Annotated in this window: 17 protein-coding genes and 1 pseudogene; 9 read left to right on the forward strand and 9 right to left on the reverse strand. The window is 65.4% G+C overall.

Translation table 11 applies throughout. The features are described from left to right. Positions 1 to 5 precede the first annotated feature (5 nt). From MA09_RS10180 to MA09_RS10195, 4 genes are all read right to left on the reverse strand, one after another. Positions 6 to 428, reverse strand: a complete 423-nt coding sequence (locus MA09_RS10180) for an OsmC family protein (RefSeq protein WP_036247757.1) — start codon at positions 426 to 428, stop codon at positions 6 to 8. A 94-nt stretch (positions 429 to 522) separates the two neighbouring features. After that, entirely contained in the window at positions 523 to 1707 is a 1185-nt protein-coding gene (locus MA09_RS10185) for an ABC transporter permease (RefSeq protein WP_036247759.1), read from the reverse strand. Further along, positions 1704 to 2435, reverse strand: coding sequence for an ATP-binding cassette domain-containing protein (locus tag MA09_RS10190; protein WP_036247763.1), 732 nt, complete (start codon positions 2433 to 2435; stop codon positions 1704 to 1706). The genes MA09_RS10185 and MA09_RS10190 overlap by 4 nt, the downstream gene beginning before the upstream one ends. Positions 2436 to 2445: 10 nt before the next feature. Then, a complete protein-coding gene (locus MA09_RS10195) occupies positions 2446 to 3891 on the reverse strand; it encodes an alpha/beta fold hydrolase (RefSeq protein WP_036247766.1) in 1446 nt (481 codons plus the stop codon). Positions 3892 to 4185: 294 nt separating this feature from the next. Here MA09_RS10195 and rplM point away from each other — a divergent pair. Together rplM and rpsI are read left to right on the forward strand one after the other, a co-directional pair. After that, a pseudogene (gene rplM / locus MA09_RS10200) lies at positions 4186 to 4618 on the forward strand (50S ribosomal protein L13). A gap of 9 nt (positions 4619 to 4627) precedes the next feature. Next, positions 4628 to 5020, forward strand: a complete 393-nt coding sequence (gene rpsI, locus MA09_RS10205) for a 30S ribosomal protein S9 (protein WP_005667904.1) — start codon at positions 4628 to 4630, stop codon at positions 5018 to 5020. Between the two features lie 101 nt (positions 5021 to 5121). Here rpsI and MA09_RS10210 read toward each other — a convergent pair whose 3' ends face one another. Together MA09_RS10210 and MA09_RS10215 are read right to left on the reverse strand one after the other, a co-directional pair. Continuing rightward, complete coding sequence (locus tag MA09_RS10210; RefSeq protein WP_200883058.1) at positions 5122 to 5628, reverse strand: NADPH-dependent F420 reductase; 507 nt, start codon at positions 5626 to 5628, stop codon at positions 5122 to 5124. 97 nt (positions 5629 to 5725) lie between these two features. Further along, on the reverse strand, positions 5726 to 6139 hold the full coding sequence (locus tag MA09_RS10215; RefSeq protein WP_200883059.1) for an SDR family NAD(P)-dependent oxidoreductase: 414 nt from the start codon (positions 6137 to 6139) through the stop codon (positions 5726 to 5728). 120 nt (positions 6140 to 6259) lie between these two features. Here MA09_RS10215 and MA09_RS10220 point away from each other — a divergent pair, with 120 nt between their 5' ends. From MA09_RS10220 to MA09_RS10230, 3 genes are all read left to right on the forward strand, one after another. Then, positions 6260 to 6769: a TetR/AcrR family transcriptional regulator gene (locus MA09_RS10220; protein ID WP_229440650.1), complete on the forward strand. Its 510-nt coding sequence runs from the start codon at positions 6260 to 6262 to the stop codon at positions 6767 to 6769. Between the two features lie 63 nt (positions 6770 to 6832). After that, the gene (locus tag MA09_RS10225; RefSeq protein WP_229440652.1) at positions 6833 to 7918 is read left to right on the forward strand and encodes a patatin-like phospholipase family protein; all 1086 of its coding nucleotides are present in this window, start codon (positions 6833 to 6835) and stop codon (positions 7916 to 7918) included. A 262-nt stretch (positions 7919 to 8180) separates the two neighbouring features. Beyond that, complete coding sequence (locus tag MA09_RS10230) at positions 8181 to 8741, forward strand: hypothetical protein (protein ID WP_051933357.1); 561 nt, start codon at positions 8181 to 8183, stop codon at positions 8739 to 8741. On the opposite strand, the gene MA09_RS10235 is transcribed toward MA09_RS10230, so the two are convergent. Further along, complete coding sequence (locus MA09_RS10235; RefSeq protein ID WP_081897535.1) at positions 8742 to 9125, reverse strand: MerR family transcriptional regulator; 384 nt, start codon at positions 9123 to 9125, stop codon at positions 8742 to 8744. It lies immediately after the preceding gene. A 161-nt stretch (positions 9126 to 9286) separates the two neighbouring features. Here MA09_RS10235 and argC point away from each other — a divergent pair, with 161 nt between their 5' ends. The 3 genes from argC to erpA all read left to right on the forward strand — a co-directional run bounded on the left by argC (position 9287) and on the right by erpA (position 11366). Further along, complete coding sequence (argC, locus tag MA09_RS10240; protein WP_036247770.1) at positions 9287 to 10324, forward strand: N-acetyl-gamma-glutamyl-phosphate reductase; 1038 nt, start codon at positions 9287 to 9289, stop codon at positions 10322 to 10324. Between the two features lie 186 nt (positions 10325 to 10510). Beyond that, complete coding sequence (locus tag MA09_RS10245) at positions 10511 to 10915, forward strand: polymer-forming cytoskeletal protein (RefSeq protein WP_036248012.1); 405 nt, start codon at positions 10511 to 10513, stop codon at positions 10913 to 10915. 82 nt (positions 10916 to 10997) lie between these two features. Next, the gene (gene erpA, locus MA09_RS10250; RefSeq protein ID WP_036247772.1) at positions 10998 to 11366 is read left to right on the forward strand and encodes an iron-sulfur cluster insertion protein ErpA; all 369 of its coding nucleotides are present in this window, start codon (positions 10998 to 11000) and stop codon (positions 11364 to 11366) included. A 149-nt stretch (positions 11367 to 11515) separates the two neighbouring features. On the opposite strand, the gene MA09_RS10255 is transcribed toward erpA, so the two are convergent. Beyond that, a complete protein-coding gene (locus tag MA09_RS10255; RefSeq protein ID WP_036247774.1) occupies positions 11516 to 12613 on the reverse strand; it encodes an anhydro-N-acetylmuramic acid kinase in 1098 nt (365 codons plus the stop codon). Between the two features lie 147 nt (positions 12614 to 12760). Between MA09_RS10255 and MA09_RS10260 the strand changes: the two genes are divergently transcribed. Beyond that, the gene (locus MA09_RS10260) at positions 12761 to 13333 is read left to right on the forward strand and encodes an HD family hydrolase (protein WP_036248014.1); all 573 of its coding nucleotides are present in this window, start codon (positions 12761 to 12763) and stop codon (positions 13331 to 13333) included. Between the two features lie 173 nt (positions 13334 to 13506). Here MA09_RS10260 and MA09_RS24555 read toward each other — a convergent pair whose 3' ends face one another. After that, positions 13507 to 13914 (reverse strand): hypothetical protein, encoded by a 408-nt coding sequence (locus MA09_RS24555; RefSeq protein WP_152594617.1) that lies wholly within the window; start codon positions 13912 to 13914, stop codon positions 13507 to 13509. Between the last annotated feature and the right edge of the window lie 40 nt (positions 13915 to 13954).

Consider the following 13954-nt stretch of genomic DNA (forward strand, 5'->3'; position numbering starts at 1 on the left):
GGGGTTCAGACCTCGACGATCTCCACCGTGTGCGTGATCTCGGCCGTCTTGGCCAGCATGATCGACGCCGAGCAGTACTTGTCGTGCGACAGGCTGACCGCGCGCTCCACCGCCGCCGGCTTCAGGTTGCGTCCCGTGACCGTGAAGTGGAAGTTGATCTTGGTGAACACCTTCGGGTCGGTCTCCGCGCGCTCGGCCTGCAAGGTCACGTCGCAGCCGCGCACGTCCTCGCGCCCGCGCTTGAGGATCAGCACCACGTCATAGGCGGTGCAGCCGCCGGTGCCGACCAGGACCATCTCCATCGGGCGCGGCGCCAGGTTGTGGCCGCCGCCTTCGGGCGCGCCGTCCATCGTCACCATGTGGCCGCTGCCGGTCTCGGCACGAAAACTCATGCCCGACGGGCCGTTCCAGCTGACTTTCACTTCCATGTATTTTCTCCGCTGAGGTCTGTTGCCGAAGCATTGTAAAACAGAAGGGGCGCCCTTGCCGGCGCCCCCTCGGTACATCATTGCGACGGCGGCCTCAGACCGCCAGCACGTAGCGCTCGCTCTTCATGCGCCAGCTGGCGAAGGCCGCCAGCAGCAGGGCCGGGATTGCCGAACACAGCAAGGTCAGCAGGAAGGGCAGCGCGCCGATGTCGCCGGACTTGGACAGTTCCTTGGCCAGGGTCTGGTTCGACAGCATCGGCACCAGGTACATCCATTGCGCGGTCTTCAGGTCCATGAAGGAAACGACCATGCTCGGGATGAAGGGCACCAGCATCACAATGCTCAGGATGGTTTGCGCTTCCTTGAAGGTCTTGGCATTCATCGCCAGCGTGACGTACAGCGCGGCTGCCAGCAGCGACAGCGGCACCGTGACCAGGCATACCAGCAGCAACTGGCCCCAGCCCAGGCTCCACGACAGGCCGATTTCCTCGAGCGGCAGCCACTTGAGGATGAGGTGCCCGAGGATCAGCTCGATGGTGACGCCGACGATGCCCAGCAGGCTGACGGCCAGGATTTTCCCGCCGATGAGTTCCCAGGTAGTCGCCGGTTGCGCCATCAGCACTTCGAGCGAGCGGCGTTCGCGCTCGCCCGCCGTGCTGTCGACCGCGGCGGACATGGTCATGATGAAGGCGGGCAGGAACAGCATGCCGAGCAGGCCGCCGATCAGGGCCGCGGAGCGCGAAGCATTGGTGCCCGTGTCGTACTGCTGCACCATGATGGGCGCCAGCGCAGCCGGCGACACCCCGTGCGCCAGCAGGCGGGCGCTGGCGACGTTCCTGCCATAGGCCTCCAGCACATCTTCCACTTCGCGTCGCTGGCTGAAGTTTTCCGCCGCCGAGTCGTACCATATCTCGACACGGGCAGGACGCATGGCATAGTAATTCTCGGTGAAGTCATCCGGCAGGCGCAGCACCGCGACGGCCTTCTTGGCGCGCAGCAGTTCGCCGATGGCGTCTTCCTCCATCGGCGCCGTGTCCTTGACCGTGATGTTCTTCTGGCCCAGCTGCGCCATCAGGGTCGGCGCCTTGGCCGCGCCGATCACCGCCAACTCGATGCCTTCGCGTTCGGACTTGGTGTTCTTGTCGATCAACTGGTGCAGGACCAGCCCGATCATGAACGGGTACAGCAGGGTGACCAGGGCGAGCATGCCCAGGGTGCGCTTGTCGCGCAGCGTTTCGCGCAGTTCCTTGCGCAAGACAATCATCAGTTTGGACTTCATGCGATCCCCTCCTCGGTGCCGACCAGGCTGACGAAGGCGTCTTCCAGGTCGGTGATGCCGGTGCGCCGGCACAGTTCGTCGGGCGAGCCCTGGGCCACGGTATGGCCGCCGGCGATGACGATCACGTCCTCGCACAGTGCCGTCACTTCCTGCATCACGTGGGTCGCCATGATCACGCAGCAGCCGTCTGCGCGCAGGGCGTTCAGGGCGGTGCGCAGCGCGCGCGTGCTCATCACGTCCAGGCCGCGGCTCGGTTCGTCGAGCAGCAGGTGGCGCGGGCGGTGCAGCAGGGTGCGCGCCAATGCCACCTTGATGCGCTGTCCCTGCGAGAAGCCCTTGCTACGGCGCGCCATGATGTCTTCCATGCCGAGCAGTTCGGACACTTCGTCGATGCGCTTGCCGATGGCGGGGCGCTCCATGCCGTTCAGTTCGCCGAAGTAGGCGAGGTATTCGCGCGTGGTGAGGCGCTCGTACAGCCCGAACTGGTCGGTCAGGAAGCCGATGTTGCGGCGTACCTTCATCGGGTCTTTTTCCGGATCGACGCCGTCGATCGAGATGCTGCCGTGGTCGCGCTTGAGCAGGCCGACCAGGGTGCGCAGCAGGGTGGTCTTGCCGGCGCCGTTGGGGCCGAGCAGCGCGGTGATCTGGCCGTCGCGCGCGGTAAAGCTGACGCCGCCCAGCGCCTGGACGGCGCCGAACTTCTTGCGTACATCGTGGACTTCAATCATGTTCTGTGCCTTATGGTTGCGGGCCGGCGCTGCCGAGCTGGAAGGTCGGGGGCGGGATCTCTTTGAGGCAGCTGGCGTCCAGCTTGTCTTGCGGCTTGTCGAGGAAGGTGCGCAGCAGGCGCGGCGCGCAGCCGAGCTGCGAGACGCCATGGCCGACATTGTCGACCACCACGTGCTGGGCGCGGCTCATGTAGCGGGCCGCGCTCTCGGCGCGGCGCGGCGCCGTGACCGGATCGAGCGCGCCGGACAGCAGCAGGGTCGGCGCGTCGATGCGCGCCGGTTCCTTGTACGGAACGGCCGGCACGTTCATCTGCTTGCAGAAGGCCGGCATCTGCCGGGCCAGCGGCTTGGTGAGCTTGCCGGCGTCGGAGGCCATCAGCTCGGGCGTCAGGCGCGGCACGTCTTCGGCGCAGACCACGGCCAGGTGCATCAGTACCGCGATGTGGCCGGGCCCCCCGAGATCGCCGACGATGTTCTGACGCGCCACGAAGGGCTGCCAGCGCCCCTGGGCAGCGTTATGGATCAGGAAAGGCAGGCGGCGCGCATCCGCCGGCGAGTACAGGATGCCGTGCACGGTGCTCAGGAAGCGCGATGCGGTCATGGTGATGTCGATCGGCTGTGCGGTGCGCGGATTGGGCAGCGTCACGCGCACAGGGCCGGCTTCGAGCTTCGCCAGCAGGCCGTCGAATTGGGTGCGCAGGTTCGGGAAGGCCTTGTTGCAGCCGGCATCGGCGGCGCATTGGGCGAACAGCTTGTCGAGCGCGGCATGGGCGTCGCGGGCGCCCGCCTGGATCACCTGGTCGGGTGCGGCGACGCCATCCAGCACCAGGCTGCGCACGCTGGCAGGATAGAGGCGTGCATAGGCCTGCCCAAGGCGGGTGCCGTAGGAGCCGCCCCAGACATTGACCGCACCGTAGCCGAAAGCACGGCGCACCAGTTCAATGTCGCGGGCTGAGGCGTCGGTGGTGTAGGCGCTCCATTGGGCCTTGGTGCCGGTGATGCAGGCGAGCGCCTCGGCATTCATCTGCTCTTCGGTCATGTGCTCGTGCTCAGGCTTGTTCTTGCAATCGAGTTTGCCCGAGCGGCCGGTGCCGCGTTGGTCGATGAACACGATGTCGCGGGTGGCGCGCACACGGCTGAAGGCAGTCGTCAGCAGGCCGACCACTTCGCTGCCCGCTTGGCCGGGACCGCCGGCCAGCACGAACAGCGGGTCATTGCGCACCCCCTTGCGGTGCGCCGGCGCGACCGTGACGTGCAGTTTCAGCTTGCCGCCGGCCGGCCGGGCATGGTCCAGCGGGACGTCGAGGGTGACGCAGTGCAAGGTGTCGGTGACGCCGGGAAGATGGCAGTTTCGGGCGGCGGCGGGCCCGGCCTGGGCGGGTGGTGCCGATGCCGCTGCAACCGTGCTTGTCGCCAGCCAGAGAACAGCGACGGGGAGTAACGATCTTGTCTTCACACAATCTCCTCAAACGATGCATGCATAGTAGATTGGCATCGTTTTGATGGTCAACGGATAGTTGCACCATCGCATGAATTTATGCGAGCCGGGAACGCTTTGTCTCAGAAGAAAGGAATAGATCAGACAAGCGGGCGGAAAATGCGACAGGCCGTGATCGTCGCATTGACGGGCTGGCCGCTGTTCGGCTATCATCGTGGGCTTTCCCTTTGCTCGGGGAAGATAATAAGGCAGAGTCCGCTGCAACAAGGGCGGAACCACCACAGTGAGCATTTAACCTATTAGGAAGTCAACATGAAAACTTTTTCCGCTAAGGGCCATGAAGTCCAGCGCGACTGGTTTGTGATTGACGCGACGGACTTGGTCCTCGGACGTGTTGCCAGCGAAGTGGCACTCCGACTGCGCGGCAAGCACAAGCCGGAGTTCACTCCGCACGTCGATACCGGCGACTACATCATCGTCGTCAATGCAGGCAAGCTCCGCGTGACCGGCACCAAGGCCACCGAGAAGACCTACTACCGTCACTCGGGCTACCCGGGCGGTATCTACGAAACCAACTTCCTGAAAATGCAACAGCGCTTCCCGGGCCGTGCCCTGGAAAAGGCTGTCAAAGGCATGCTGCCGAAGGGCCCGCTGGGCTACGCCATGATCAAGAAGCTGAAAGTGTACGCGGAAGGCACCCACCCACCCGCACGCAGCACAGCAACCACAAGCACTGACCCTCTAAGGAACTGACATGATCGGTAACTACAACTACGGCACCGGCCGTCGCAAGAGTGCAGTCGCTCGCGTGTTCATCAAGGCCGGCACCGGCCAGATCATCGTGAACGGCAAGCCGGCATCGGAATACTTCTCGCGCGAAACCGGCCTGATGGTCATCCGTCAGCCGCTGGAACTGACCGGCAACGTCGAGCGTTTCGACATCAAGGTCAACGTGCACGGTGGTGGCGAGTCGGGCCAGGCAGGCGCCGTCCGCCACGGCATCACCCGCGCTCTGATCGACTACGACGCAGGCCTCAAGGGCGACCTGGCACGTGCCGGTTTCGTCACCCGTGACGCCCGTGAAGTCGAGCGTAAGAAAGTCGGCCTGCGTAAAGCACGCCGCGCAAAGCAGTTCTCGAAGCGTTAATTCGTTTCACTGCTGTCTGGCAGCGCCTCCGGGTGCTGCTGCAGAAGCCGTCCTCCGCAAGGTGGGCGGCTTTTTGTTTTTGTGCCGCAATTTCAAGCGATTCATGCACCCCCGCGTAAGGCACCGCCAAATTCATCCTTATTCGCCAACGCCTGGATGTGCGTGAATACCTTCACGACCTTTGACCGGGGCAAATGCTCCTGGCGCAGTTCGTACACCGTCTTCGTTCCCGCCTCGACGGCCGGGAAGTGTCCGTCGCGCCAGGCCATGTAGTTATTGGTGTCCAGGACAATCTTGCCTGCAAGTTCATTCACGGGCATGTCGTTCGCCAGCTTGAGCGGCACGGCGATGACGACGACTTCACCAGCGTCCGCCGCGCCGGCAGCGCTTGCCGCACGCGCCGCCGGTCCCAGTTCTTCGATGAGCGCCGCCAGGGTTTCCGGGCCGCGCGAATTCGCGATGACAACCCGGTAGCCGCTGGCGATGGCGGCGCGCGCGATCTGGCCGCCGACTTCGCCTGCGCCACGATGCCGATGGTGGTCATGCCGCGCCGCTCCATTCCGCGGTTGTCGTCCACAATCGCGCGCCCCTGTCCGGGGCGAGCGCATACGAGCTGGCGCCGTCGGCCAAGGGTGCCGGGACGCCGACGGTCGATGGCGTATCGAATCGTGTGTGCATTGCTGCTCCTTTGCTGGCGGGCCTGCGTCAGATGCCGAGTCCGCCGGACACGCTGATCACGTCGCCGGTGGTGTAGCCCCCGTGCGGGCCGGCGAGGAAGCAGATCACGCCGGCGACTTCCTCGAGCGTCGCGATGCGGCGGACCGGGTGCAGGTCGAGCAGCGCGGCGGGCACCTCGTCGCCCAGCACGTCGGCCGACATGTCGGTCGGCATGACGCCGGGCTGGACCACGTTGGCGGTAATGTTGCGCGGGCCGAGGTCGCGGGCGACGCCCTTCGCATAGCCGATCAGGGCCGCCTTGGTGCCGGCGTAGTCGGCGGCGCCCTGGAAGGGGACCGTGGTGCCGGGCAGGGAGCCGATGAAGATGATGCGGCCGCCGTCCGCCAGCCGTGGGGCCGCGGCGCGCGTGGGGCCACCGTGTCCAGCACGTTGATCTGCCACCGGCGGTCCAGGTTGGGTGGGTCGAGGGCGGGATCGTCGACGGTCTTGCCCTGCACCGCGATGGCCGCATTGTTGACCAGGATGTCGAGCCGCCGCAATGGTCGATCACGCGGTCGACCAGTGGCTTATGTCGACCTGACCGAGGCGGCCGGGGTGGAAAGGCCGGCCCTGTATGCCGCCTTCGGCAACAAGGAAGCCCTGTTCCGCCAGGCGCTGGCCCGCTATAACGAGCGCTACCTGGCCTTCATCCCGGAAGCCCTCGTCCTGCCGACCTCGCGCGAGGTGGCGGCCCACGTCCTGCACCGGACGGTCGAGCTCAATACGATGTTCGAGGACCAGCGCGGCTGCCTCGGCGTGAACGGCGTGCTGGCTGGATCGGACAATGCCGAGCCGGTACGCCAGGCGCTGATCGAATGCCGCGCCCAGGGCGAGGCGCGGCTGCGCGAGCGCTTCGAGCGTGCGCAGGCGGAAGGGGATCTGCCGGCATCGGCCAAGCCCGCTGCGCTGGCCGCTTTCATCATGGCCGTGACGCACGGGATCGCGGTGCAGGTCAAGGCCGGCTTCAGCCGCGAGATGCTGCAGGCAGTGGCCGGGCAGGCGCTGTCCGCCTGGCCCGGCAAGGCGGGTTGACGCGGGCAAGGCATACCTGGCTGGCGCGCGTCGATTCCCGTGCCCCCGGAGTAGACTGGGCTGATGCTCCCATCTGCCGAAGGTTCCTCCGTGACGAATGCCAACAGAAAAATCAGCCTGGGCCTGCAGGGCGGCGGCGCGTACGCCGCCTTCGGCTGGGGCGTGCTCGACCGCCTCCTCGAGGATGGCCGCTTCGACATCACCGCCATCAGCGCGACCAGCGGCGGCGCGATCAACGCCTCGGTATTGGCGGATGGCTATGCGCGCGGCGGCGGGCGCGAGGGTGCACGCCAGGCGCTGCGGCGCTTCTGGCAGGCGCTCAGCGGCACCCATATGTTCAGCCCGCTACGGCGCACGCCGATGGACTACCTGGCGGGTGCCGGCTCGATGCAGGCTTCGCCCGCCTACCACCTGCTGCAAATGATGAGCGGCATGTTGGCGCCCGGGGCTGCCCCCGTGGCAGCCAATCCGCTGCAGGCCCTGCTGTCCGCGCTGATCGACTTCGAGCGGGTGCGCAACTGCGAGGAGATCCGTTTGTATGTCCCCGCCACCAACATCCGCACCGGCAGGGCCAAGATATTCGTGCGCGACGAGCTCGACGCACGGCGGGTGGCAGCATCAGCCTGCCTGCCCCAGGTGTTCGCCGCCGTCGAGGTCGACGGAGAGGCCTATTGGGATGGCAGTTTCGTCGGTAATCCGGCGCTGTCGCCGCTGGCGGACGATGGCGGCTCAGCCGACATCCTGATCGTTCAGAACAATCCGATCGCGCGCAACCAGCTGCCGCAAAACGTGGCCGATATCAGCAACCGTGTCACCGAAGTCGCCTTCAACGTCAGCTTCATCCGCGAAGTGAGCGCCATCCAGCATCTGGGCGCCCTGGTCGACGAGGAGCACGGCGAGCAGGTGCATGCCGCACCCATGCGCCTGCACCTGATCAGCGGCAACGGCACCTTGTCGAACCTGGACATATCGAGCAAGTTCAATGTCGAGTGGCCCTTTATCCTGCAGATGCACGAGGCCGGCCGGGAAGCCGCCAGCCTTTGGCTCGACGAGCATGCGGAGCAGGTCGGCGTGCGCTCCACGCTGGAAGCGCACGCGCTCTACTATCCCGAACTCCATACCGGGGCCGGCGCGCGCGGCACGGCCTAGGGTACCCGGAACGCCGGGCGCAAGCGCAGCAGCATCAAGAGGGCGCGTTCAGGGAGCCATGTTGACTCAGCCAGCCAACTGTGCAAACACGATGGCAAACGTGCGAAGTTTTGGTCTGCAGCGCAGCACGCAAATAATATTTGCATGTGGTGCCAGGAGTGCAAATATTTTTTGCACGTGAAAAACCGCTTGACCCTGCCACTAGCGTCAGCCCGCAGCATGGTGTTTCCGCGCACTGCGCTTCTACGAAAGGAACACCGCAATGTCCACCCGCTTTTCCCTTGCCGCCGCGCTGCTTGCCTGGGCGCTGGCGTTCCCGGCCCTGGCCCAGGACAATCCGCTCGGGGCCGCCCCGGCCTGCGGCCCGGTCCAGGACCATCCGGACGGGCGCTCGCCCCAGGCCGTCGTGCAGGCCCTGTACGAGATCGTCTCGGGAGCTGCCGGCGCGAAAAAGGATTGGGAGCGGATGTACAAGTTGTTTGCACCGGGCGCGCTGGTGACGGCCACCACCCACGGAACGGCCGGCTTCCTCGCCGCGCCCCAGACGCCGCGCCAGTTCGCCGACCTCAACGAGCGCCTGCTCGGCCACCGCGGCTTCTACGAACGCGAGATCGCGCACGAGGTGCAGGACTGGGGCCATCTGGCGCACGTCTACAGCAGCTACGAAACCCGCGACCGACCGGACGGCCCGGTGCGGGTACGCGGCGTCAACAGCTTCCAGCTGCTGCACGACGGCACCCGCTGGTGCGTGCTGTCGCTCACCTGGGACGCCGAGACCGCGGCGCATCCGATTCCGGTCAGGCTCGACCGTACGGGGCGATAGTCAAGGTCCGCCGTCCCGCTGTTGCGCTTCGAGGAAGGCCAGGCGCGCGGCGGCGCTGGCGCGGATCTGCTGCAAGGACGCGATGCGACCGTCGAGCTCGCCCAGCTTGACGCGATACAGGGCCATCACCTCGGGGCAGATGCTGCGCAGGTCGGGCGGCTGCGCTCCGAGCATCGACACCACGGGCCGGATTTCTTCCAGCGTGAAGCCGTTGCGCAGCAGGATGCGGATGCGTTCGACGAAGCCGACCGCGGACGGGTCGAAGCGGCGGTAGCCGTTCGCCCCCCTGCTTGATGCCAGCAGGCCGGCCTGTTCGTAGTGGCGCAGCGAACGTACGCTGGCGCCGGTCTGTTTCGACAGTTCGCCGATCGACAGCATGCTCATCCATCCGACGTGGTTATTTTCATTAGGAAATTATAGTCCTTGGCACGCGGAGGAAACGCGGCCGCGGCGAAGCCTGCTCCGTACAAGGCTGTTAAAATTGCAGCCTCGTCCCGGAGGAGGGATCCGGAAGGGGCCTTTTCACCATTACCGAAGGAAGAAACATGATCAAAGTTGGCATTGTTGGCGGAACCGGATACACGGGCGTGGAATTGCTGCGGCTGTTGGCCGTGCACCCCGACGTGCAGCTGACCGCGATCACCTCGCGCAAGGAAGACGGCCTGCCGGTAGCCGACATGTTCCCATCGCTGCGCGGCGTCGTCGACCTGGCCTTCTCGAGCCCGGACAAGGCCGACCTGACCCAGTGCGACGTGGTGTTCTTCGCGACCCCGCACGGCGTCGCCATGGCCCAGGCGCCGGCGCTGCTGGCGGCCGGCGTCAAGGTCATCGACCTGGCGGCCGACTTCCGCCTGAAGGACCAGGCAACGTTCGAAAAATGGTACAAGATCCCGCACACCGCCCCCGAGCTGATCGAGGAGGCCGTGTACGGCCTGCCGGAACTGAACCGCGAGGACATCAAGAACGCGCGCCTGATCGCCAACCCGGGCTGCTACCCCACCACCATGCAGCTCGGCTTCGTCCCGCTGCTCAAGGCCGGCCTGATCGACGCGGGCAGCCTGATCGCCGACTGCAAGTCGGGCGTCTCGGGCGCCGGCCGCAAGGCCGAGATCGGCACGCTGTTCTCGGAAGCGAGCGACAACTTCAAGGCCTACGGCGTGCATGGCCACCGCCACACCCCGGAAACCTCGGCCCAGCTGGCGCGCTACACCGACCAGAAAGTCGGCCTGATCTTCACCCCGCACCTGGTGCCGATGATCCGCGGCATGCACGCGACCCTGTACGCGCGCCTTACCAAGGACATCGACGATGCGGCGCTGCAGGCGTTGTTCGAGGAGACCTACAAGGACAGCGAGTTCGTGGACGTGATGCCCTTCGGCTCGCACCCGGAAACCCGCTCGACCCGCGGCTCGAACATGCTGCGCCTGGCGCTGCACCGCCCGGACGGCGGCGATACTGTCGTGATCCTGGTGGTGCAGGACAACCTGGTCAAGGGCGCCTCCGGCCAGGCGGTGCAGTGCATGAACCTGATGTTCGGCCTCGACGAAGCCACCGGCCTGAAGCAGGTCGCATTGCTGCCGTAATCTTTCCCTCCCGCCGCGCGGCTTTGCCCGCGCGGCGTCCCCTTCCTTTCCTGCATTTTGGCAACACTCCGCGCCAAGCGATCTAGATCAAGGCCACTCTTGTTGAGAACGGTAAATTGACCGATGCACAGGTTGATTACAGCGCCCGGCGATGGCGTGCCGGCGTCCTACTGGAAGGGGTGGAACATGTTCGGTCGACAAGTAAAAAGCGAGATTGACAGCCTGGTCGGTATCTCGGCCCGGATCGAGGGCGACCTGTGCTTCACCGGAGGGCTGCGCATCGACGGTGAGGTGCACGGCAACGTGGTCGCGGCGGAAGGGGCCGACAGCATGCTGATCGTGTCGGAGCATGCGCGGATCGAGGGGGAGGTGCGTTGCGCCAGCCTGGTGGTCAACGGCTATATCGCCGGATCGGTATATTCGTCAGAACTTCTTGAATTGCAGCCGAAAGGCCGCATACATGGTGATGTACATTACCGTTTGCTTGAAATGCATGGCGGCGCCCTCGTGACCGGGAAACTGACGCACGAACCCGCGGGCGAGCCGGTGTTTCATTTGGCCGACGCCGAGCCTTCCCTGACGGCCGGGTAGCAGGCGAGTTCCAGCAGTAGTTGCGCCAACGGTCTATAATGGCCGCATAGCGTAATTCGCGTATTTTCACCAGGAGTGTTTCATGACCGCAGTCGCCGAAGTGCAAGAGCACGACACGATCCCGACCCCGATCAACTTCACCGACAGCGCCGCACAGAAGGTTGCACAGCTGATCGAGGAAGAAGGCAATCCCGACCTCAAGCTGCGCGTGTTCGTGCAGGGCGGCGGTTGCTCCGGCTTCCAGTATGGCTTCACCTTTGACGAAATTGTCAACGAAGACGACACCACGATGGAAAAGAACGGTGTCCAGCTGCTGATCGACTCGATGAGCTACCAGTACCTGGTCGGCGCCGAGATCGACTACAAGGACGACCTCGAAGGCGCCCAGTTCGTGATCAAGAACCCGAACGCCACCTCGACCTGCGGTTGCGGCTCGTCGTTCTCCGCGTAACAGCCTCCGTACGGCACTGACGGCCTCCGTACGACCATCAGTCCCCCAGGCCGCCCGCTAGTCCGGGCAGCCGACGGCCCGGTGCATCCGGGCCGTTCCTTTCAAAGGCCGACATGCACATGCCGGCCTTTTGTCGTTGTCGCCGGCGCTTATGCCGGATACAGGGCGCCGAGGATGCGCAGGCCGCGTGCCCCGGTGACGGCCGGCAGGTTACCCGGCGCGCGCTGCAGGAAGCGGTAGCCCAGCCAGGCGAAGGCCAGCGCCTCGACCCGGTTCGGCGCGATGCCGAGCGCCGCCGTCGATTGCACCAATGCCCCGCCCAGCGCCGTGCCGATCTCGCGCTGCAGGGTGGCGTTGTAGGCGCCGCCGCCGCAGATGTACACCGCATCCACGGCCGCATGTTCGCCGCGGATGGCGTCGGCGATCGTCACCGCCGTGAGGCGCGTCAGGGTTGCCATCACGTCCTGCGCTGCAAGTGCGCCGAAGTCCTTCAGCTTTGCATCGAGCCACCCCGCATGGAACAGGTCGCGGCCGGTGCTCTTGGGCGCCGGCTGGCGGAAAAACGGCTCGTCCAGCAGTGCATCCAGCAGCGGCAGGTAGACGGCGCCACTGGCGGCCCAGGCGCCGTCTTCATCGTAGGCCTTGCCGAGGTGGCGGCCAATCCACAGGTCCATCAACACATTGCCGGGACCGGTATCGAAACCGGTGACGCGGCCGTCGCCGTGCAGCACACTGATGTTGCCGATCCCGCCGATGTTCACCACCACGCGGGCCGTGCCCGGCTTGCCGAAGGCGGCCTCGTGGAAAGCCGGCACCAGCGGTGCACCCTGGCCGCCAGCCGCGATGTCGCGGGTGCGGAAGTCGGCGATCACATCGACCCCGGTCAGTTCGGCCAGCAGGGCAGGGTTGTTGGTCTGGCGCGTGAAGCCCAGTTCCGGGCGGTGGCGGATGGTCTGGCCGTGCACGGCCACGGCCGCGACCGGACCCGGGCTGGACGGCAGCAACTGGCGCACGCAGTCGGCGTAGCACAGGGCCAGGCCATTGGCGGCCAGCGCTTCGCGCTCGAGTTCGTTCTCGCTGGTGGCCTGCAGGGCCATCAGCTCGCTGCGCAGTTCGGGCGGGAAGGGCGTGAAGGCGGCTGCGATGCTGCGGATGCTGTCGCCGGCGAAGTCGGCCAGCACGCCGTCCACGCCGTCGAGGCTGGTGCCGGACATCAGGCCGATGATCAGGGAAGAGGTCTCGCTCATGTTCTCTCGAATGGAATAGGCAATCCTGGTGCGGACTTGCCGGTCATGCAGTCTAAACGGTCGAGCCAAAAAGCGGAAGCCGCTGGCCCACGCGGACTGCGGGAATTGGTGGAGTTCGACGCGGCCGCCCGTGGTATCTTTCAGGACATGGACGAGCAGTTAATACAAGGCAGGCTAGCCTTCCTGAAGGCGGCCGAGGCGCTCAAGGACACGCTGCGCAGCGGCCATACCGCGGGCGGCCGTTCGGAAAGCACGGCCGAGCACAGCTGGCGCTTATGCCTGCTGGCGCTGGCCTTCGAAGACCAGTTGCCGGGCGTGGACATGCTCAGGCTGCTCAAGCTGTGCATCGTGCACGACCTCGGCGAAGCAATTCATGGCGACATTCCCGCCGTTGCGCAAGTGGACAAGGAAGCCAAGCAGCTTCAGGAACGGCAGGACATGCTGGAGCTGACCGCATCACTGGACGCGCCGCTGCGCACCCAGGTGATGTCGCTATGGGAAGAGTACGACGCGGCCGAGACGCCTGAAGCGCGGCTGGCCAAGGCCCTGGACAAGCTGGAAACCGTGCTGCAGCACAACCAGGGCAAGAACCCGCCCGGTTTCGACTACGCCTTCAACCTGGGCTATGGCCAACACCATACCGCTGCCCATCCCCTCACCGCGGCAATTCGGGCGATCCTCGACCGCGAGACCTGCGACAGGATGAACAGCGGGCAGTGAAGCTTTCTCGCTTGCCCGAGCCGAAGGCCTTGATCACTGCCTCGATCTGTTGCCGGCTTTCCGCCGGGTTTTCCGCAAAAGCATCTCGCGGCGCACTTGCGAACAGGGCCAGGCACAGCGAGGCGGTGGCGAAAACGGGTTTCATCTGGTCTCCTGTCTATATAAATATGCGATCACGGACGCGCCGCGAAGAACTGGCTGTCGACACTGTGGCGCGGCATGCCGAGCTGTTCGGGTTTCTTCATCAGGTAGGCGAAGCCGCTCTTGTCGCCCTTCAAGGCGCCGTTCAGGAAGTTGAGGACATAGCGCGCGCTCAGGGCATAGGACTGGGCCACTTCATCGCGGGTATAGTCGCTGAAGTCGAGCGGATCGAGGCGCAGGTAGCTGGTGCCGAAATAGACGTGCTCCATCGCGTACCTTGCGGCGCGGTCGAAGGATAGCTGCGGCTCGGGTCCACTTGCTCCACCACGCGAAAACCAACCGGGAAGCTGCCCGGCTTTGTTATGGAAGGGAAAAGCCTGCTGGGCACTCGATGGTGCGCCGATGAGGATGAGCAGGATGAGGCTGAGAAGCCTGAGCACGGTTCGCCCCCTCGTATTGTCGATATGGGAAAACAAAACG

This window comes from Massilia sp. BSC265 (genome assembly GCF_000740675.1).
GTDB lineage: Bacteria > Pseudomonadota > Gammaproteobacteria > Burkholderiales > Burkholderiaceae_D > Telluria.

Coding starts and splice junctions, on each gene's coding strand:
- MA09_RS10185 (WP_036247759.1), bottom strand. CDS start 1,707: ATGAAGTCCAAACTGATGATTGTCTTGCGCAAGGAACTGCGCGAAACG.
- MA09_RS10255 (WP_036247774.1), bottom strand. CDS start 12,613: ATGAGCGAGACCTCTTCCCTGATCATCGGCCTGATGTCCGGCACCAGC.
- MA09_RS10210 (WP_200883058.1), bottom strand. CDS start 5,628: ATGCGCTCGCCCCGGACAGGGGCGCGCGATTGTGGACGACAACCGCGG.
- MA09_RS10190 (WP_036247763.1), bottom strand. CDS start 2,435: ATGATTGAAGTCCACGATGTACGCAAGAAGTTCGGCGCCGTCCAGGCG.
- MA09_RS10260 (WP_036248014.1), top strand. CDS start 12,761: ATGGACGAGCAGTTAATACAAGGCAGGCTAGCCTTCCTGAAGGCGGCC.
- MA09_RS10245 (WP_036248012.1), top strand. CDS start 10,511: ATGTTCGGTCGACAAGTAAAAAGCGAGATTGACAGCCTGGTCGGTATC.
- MA09_RS10235 (WP_081897535.1), bottom strand. CDS start 9,125: ATGAGCATGCTGTCGATCGGCGAACTGTCGAAACAGACCGGCGCCAGC.
- MA09_RS10230 (WP_051933357.1), top strand. CDS start 8,181: ATGTCCACCCGCTTTTCCCTTGCCGCCGCGCTGCTTGCCTGGGCGCTG.
- rpsI (WP_005667904.1), top strand. CDS start 4,628: ATGATCGGTAACTACAACTACGGCACCGGCCGTCGCAAGAGTGCAGTC.
- erpA (WP_036247772.1), top strand. CDS start 10,998: ATGACCGCAGTCGCCGAAGTGCAAGAGCACGACACGATCCCGACCCCG.
- argC (WP_036247770.1), top strand. CDS start 9,287: ATGATCAAAGTTGGCATTGTTGGCGGAACCGGATACACGGGCGTGGAA.
- MA09_RS10225 (WP_229440652.1), top strand. CDS start 6,833: ATGCTCCCATCTGCCGAAGGTTCCTCCGTGACGAATGCCAACAGAAAA.
- MA09_RS10180 (WP_036247757.1), bottom strand. CDS start 428: ATGGAAGTGAAAGTCAGCTGGAACGGCCCGTCGGGCATGAGTTTTCGT.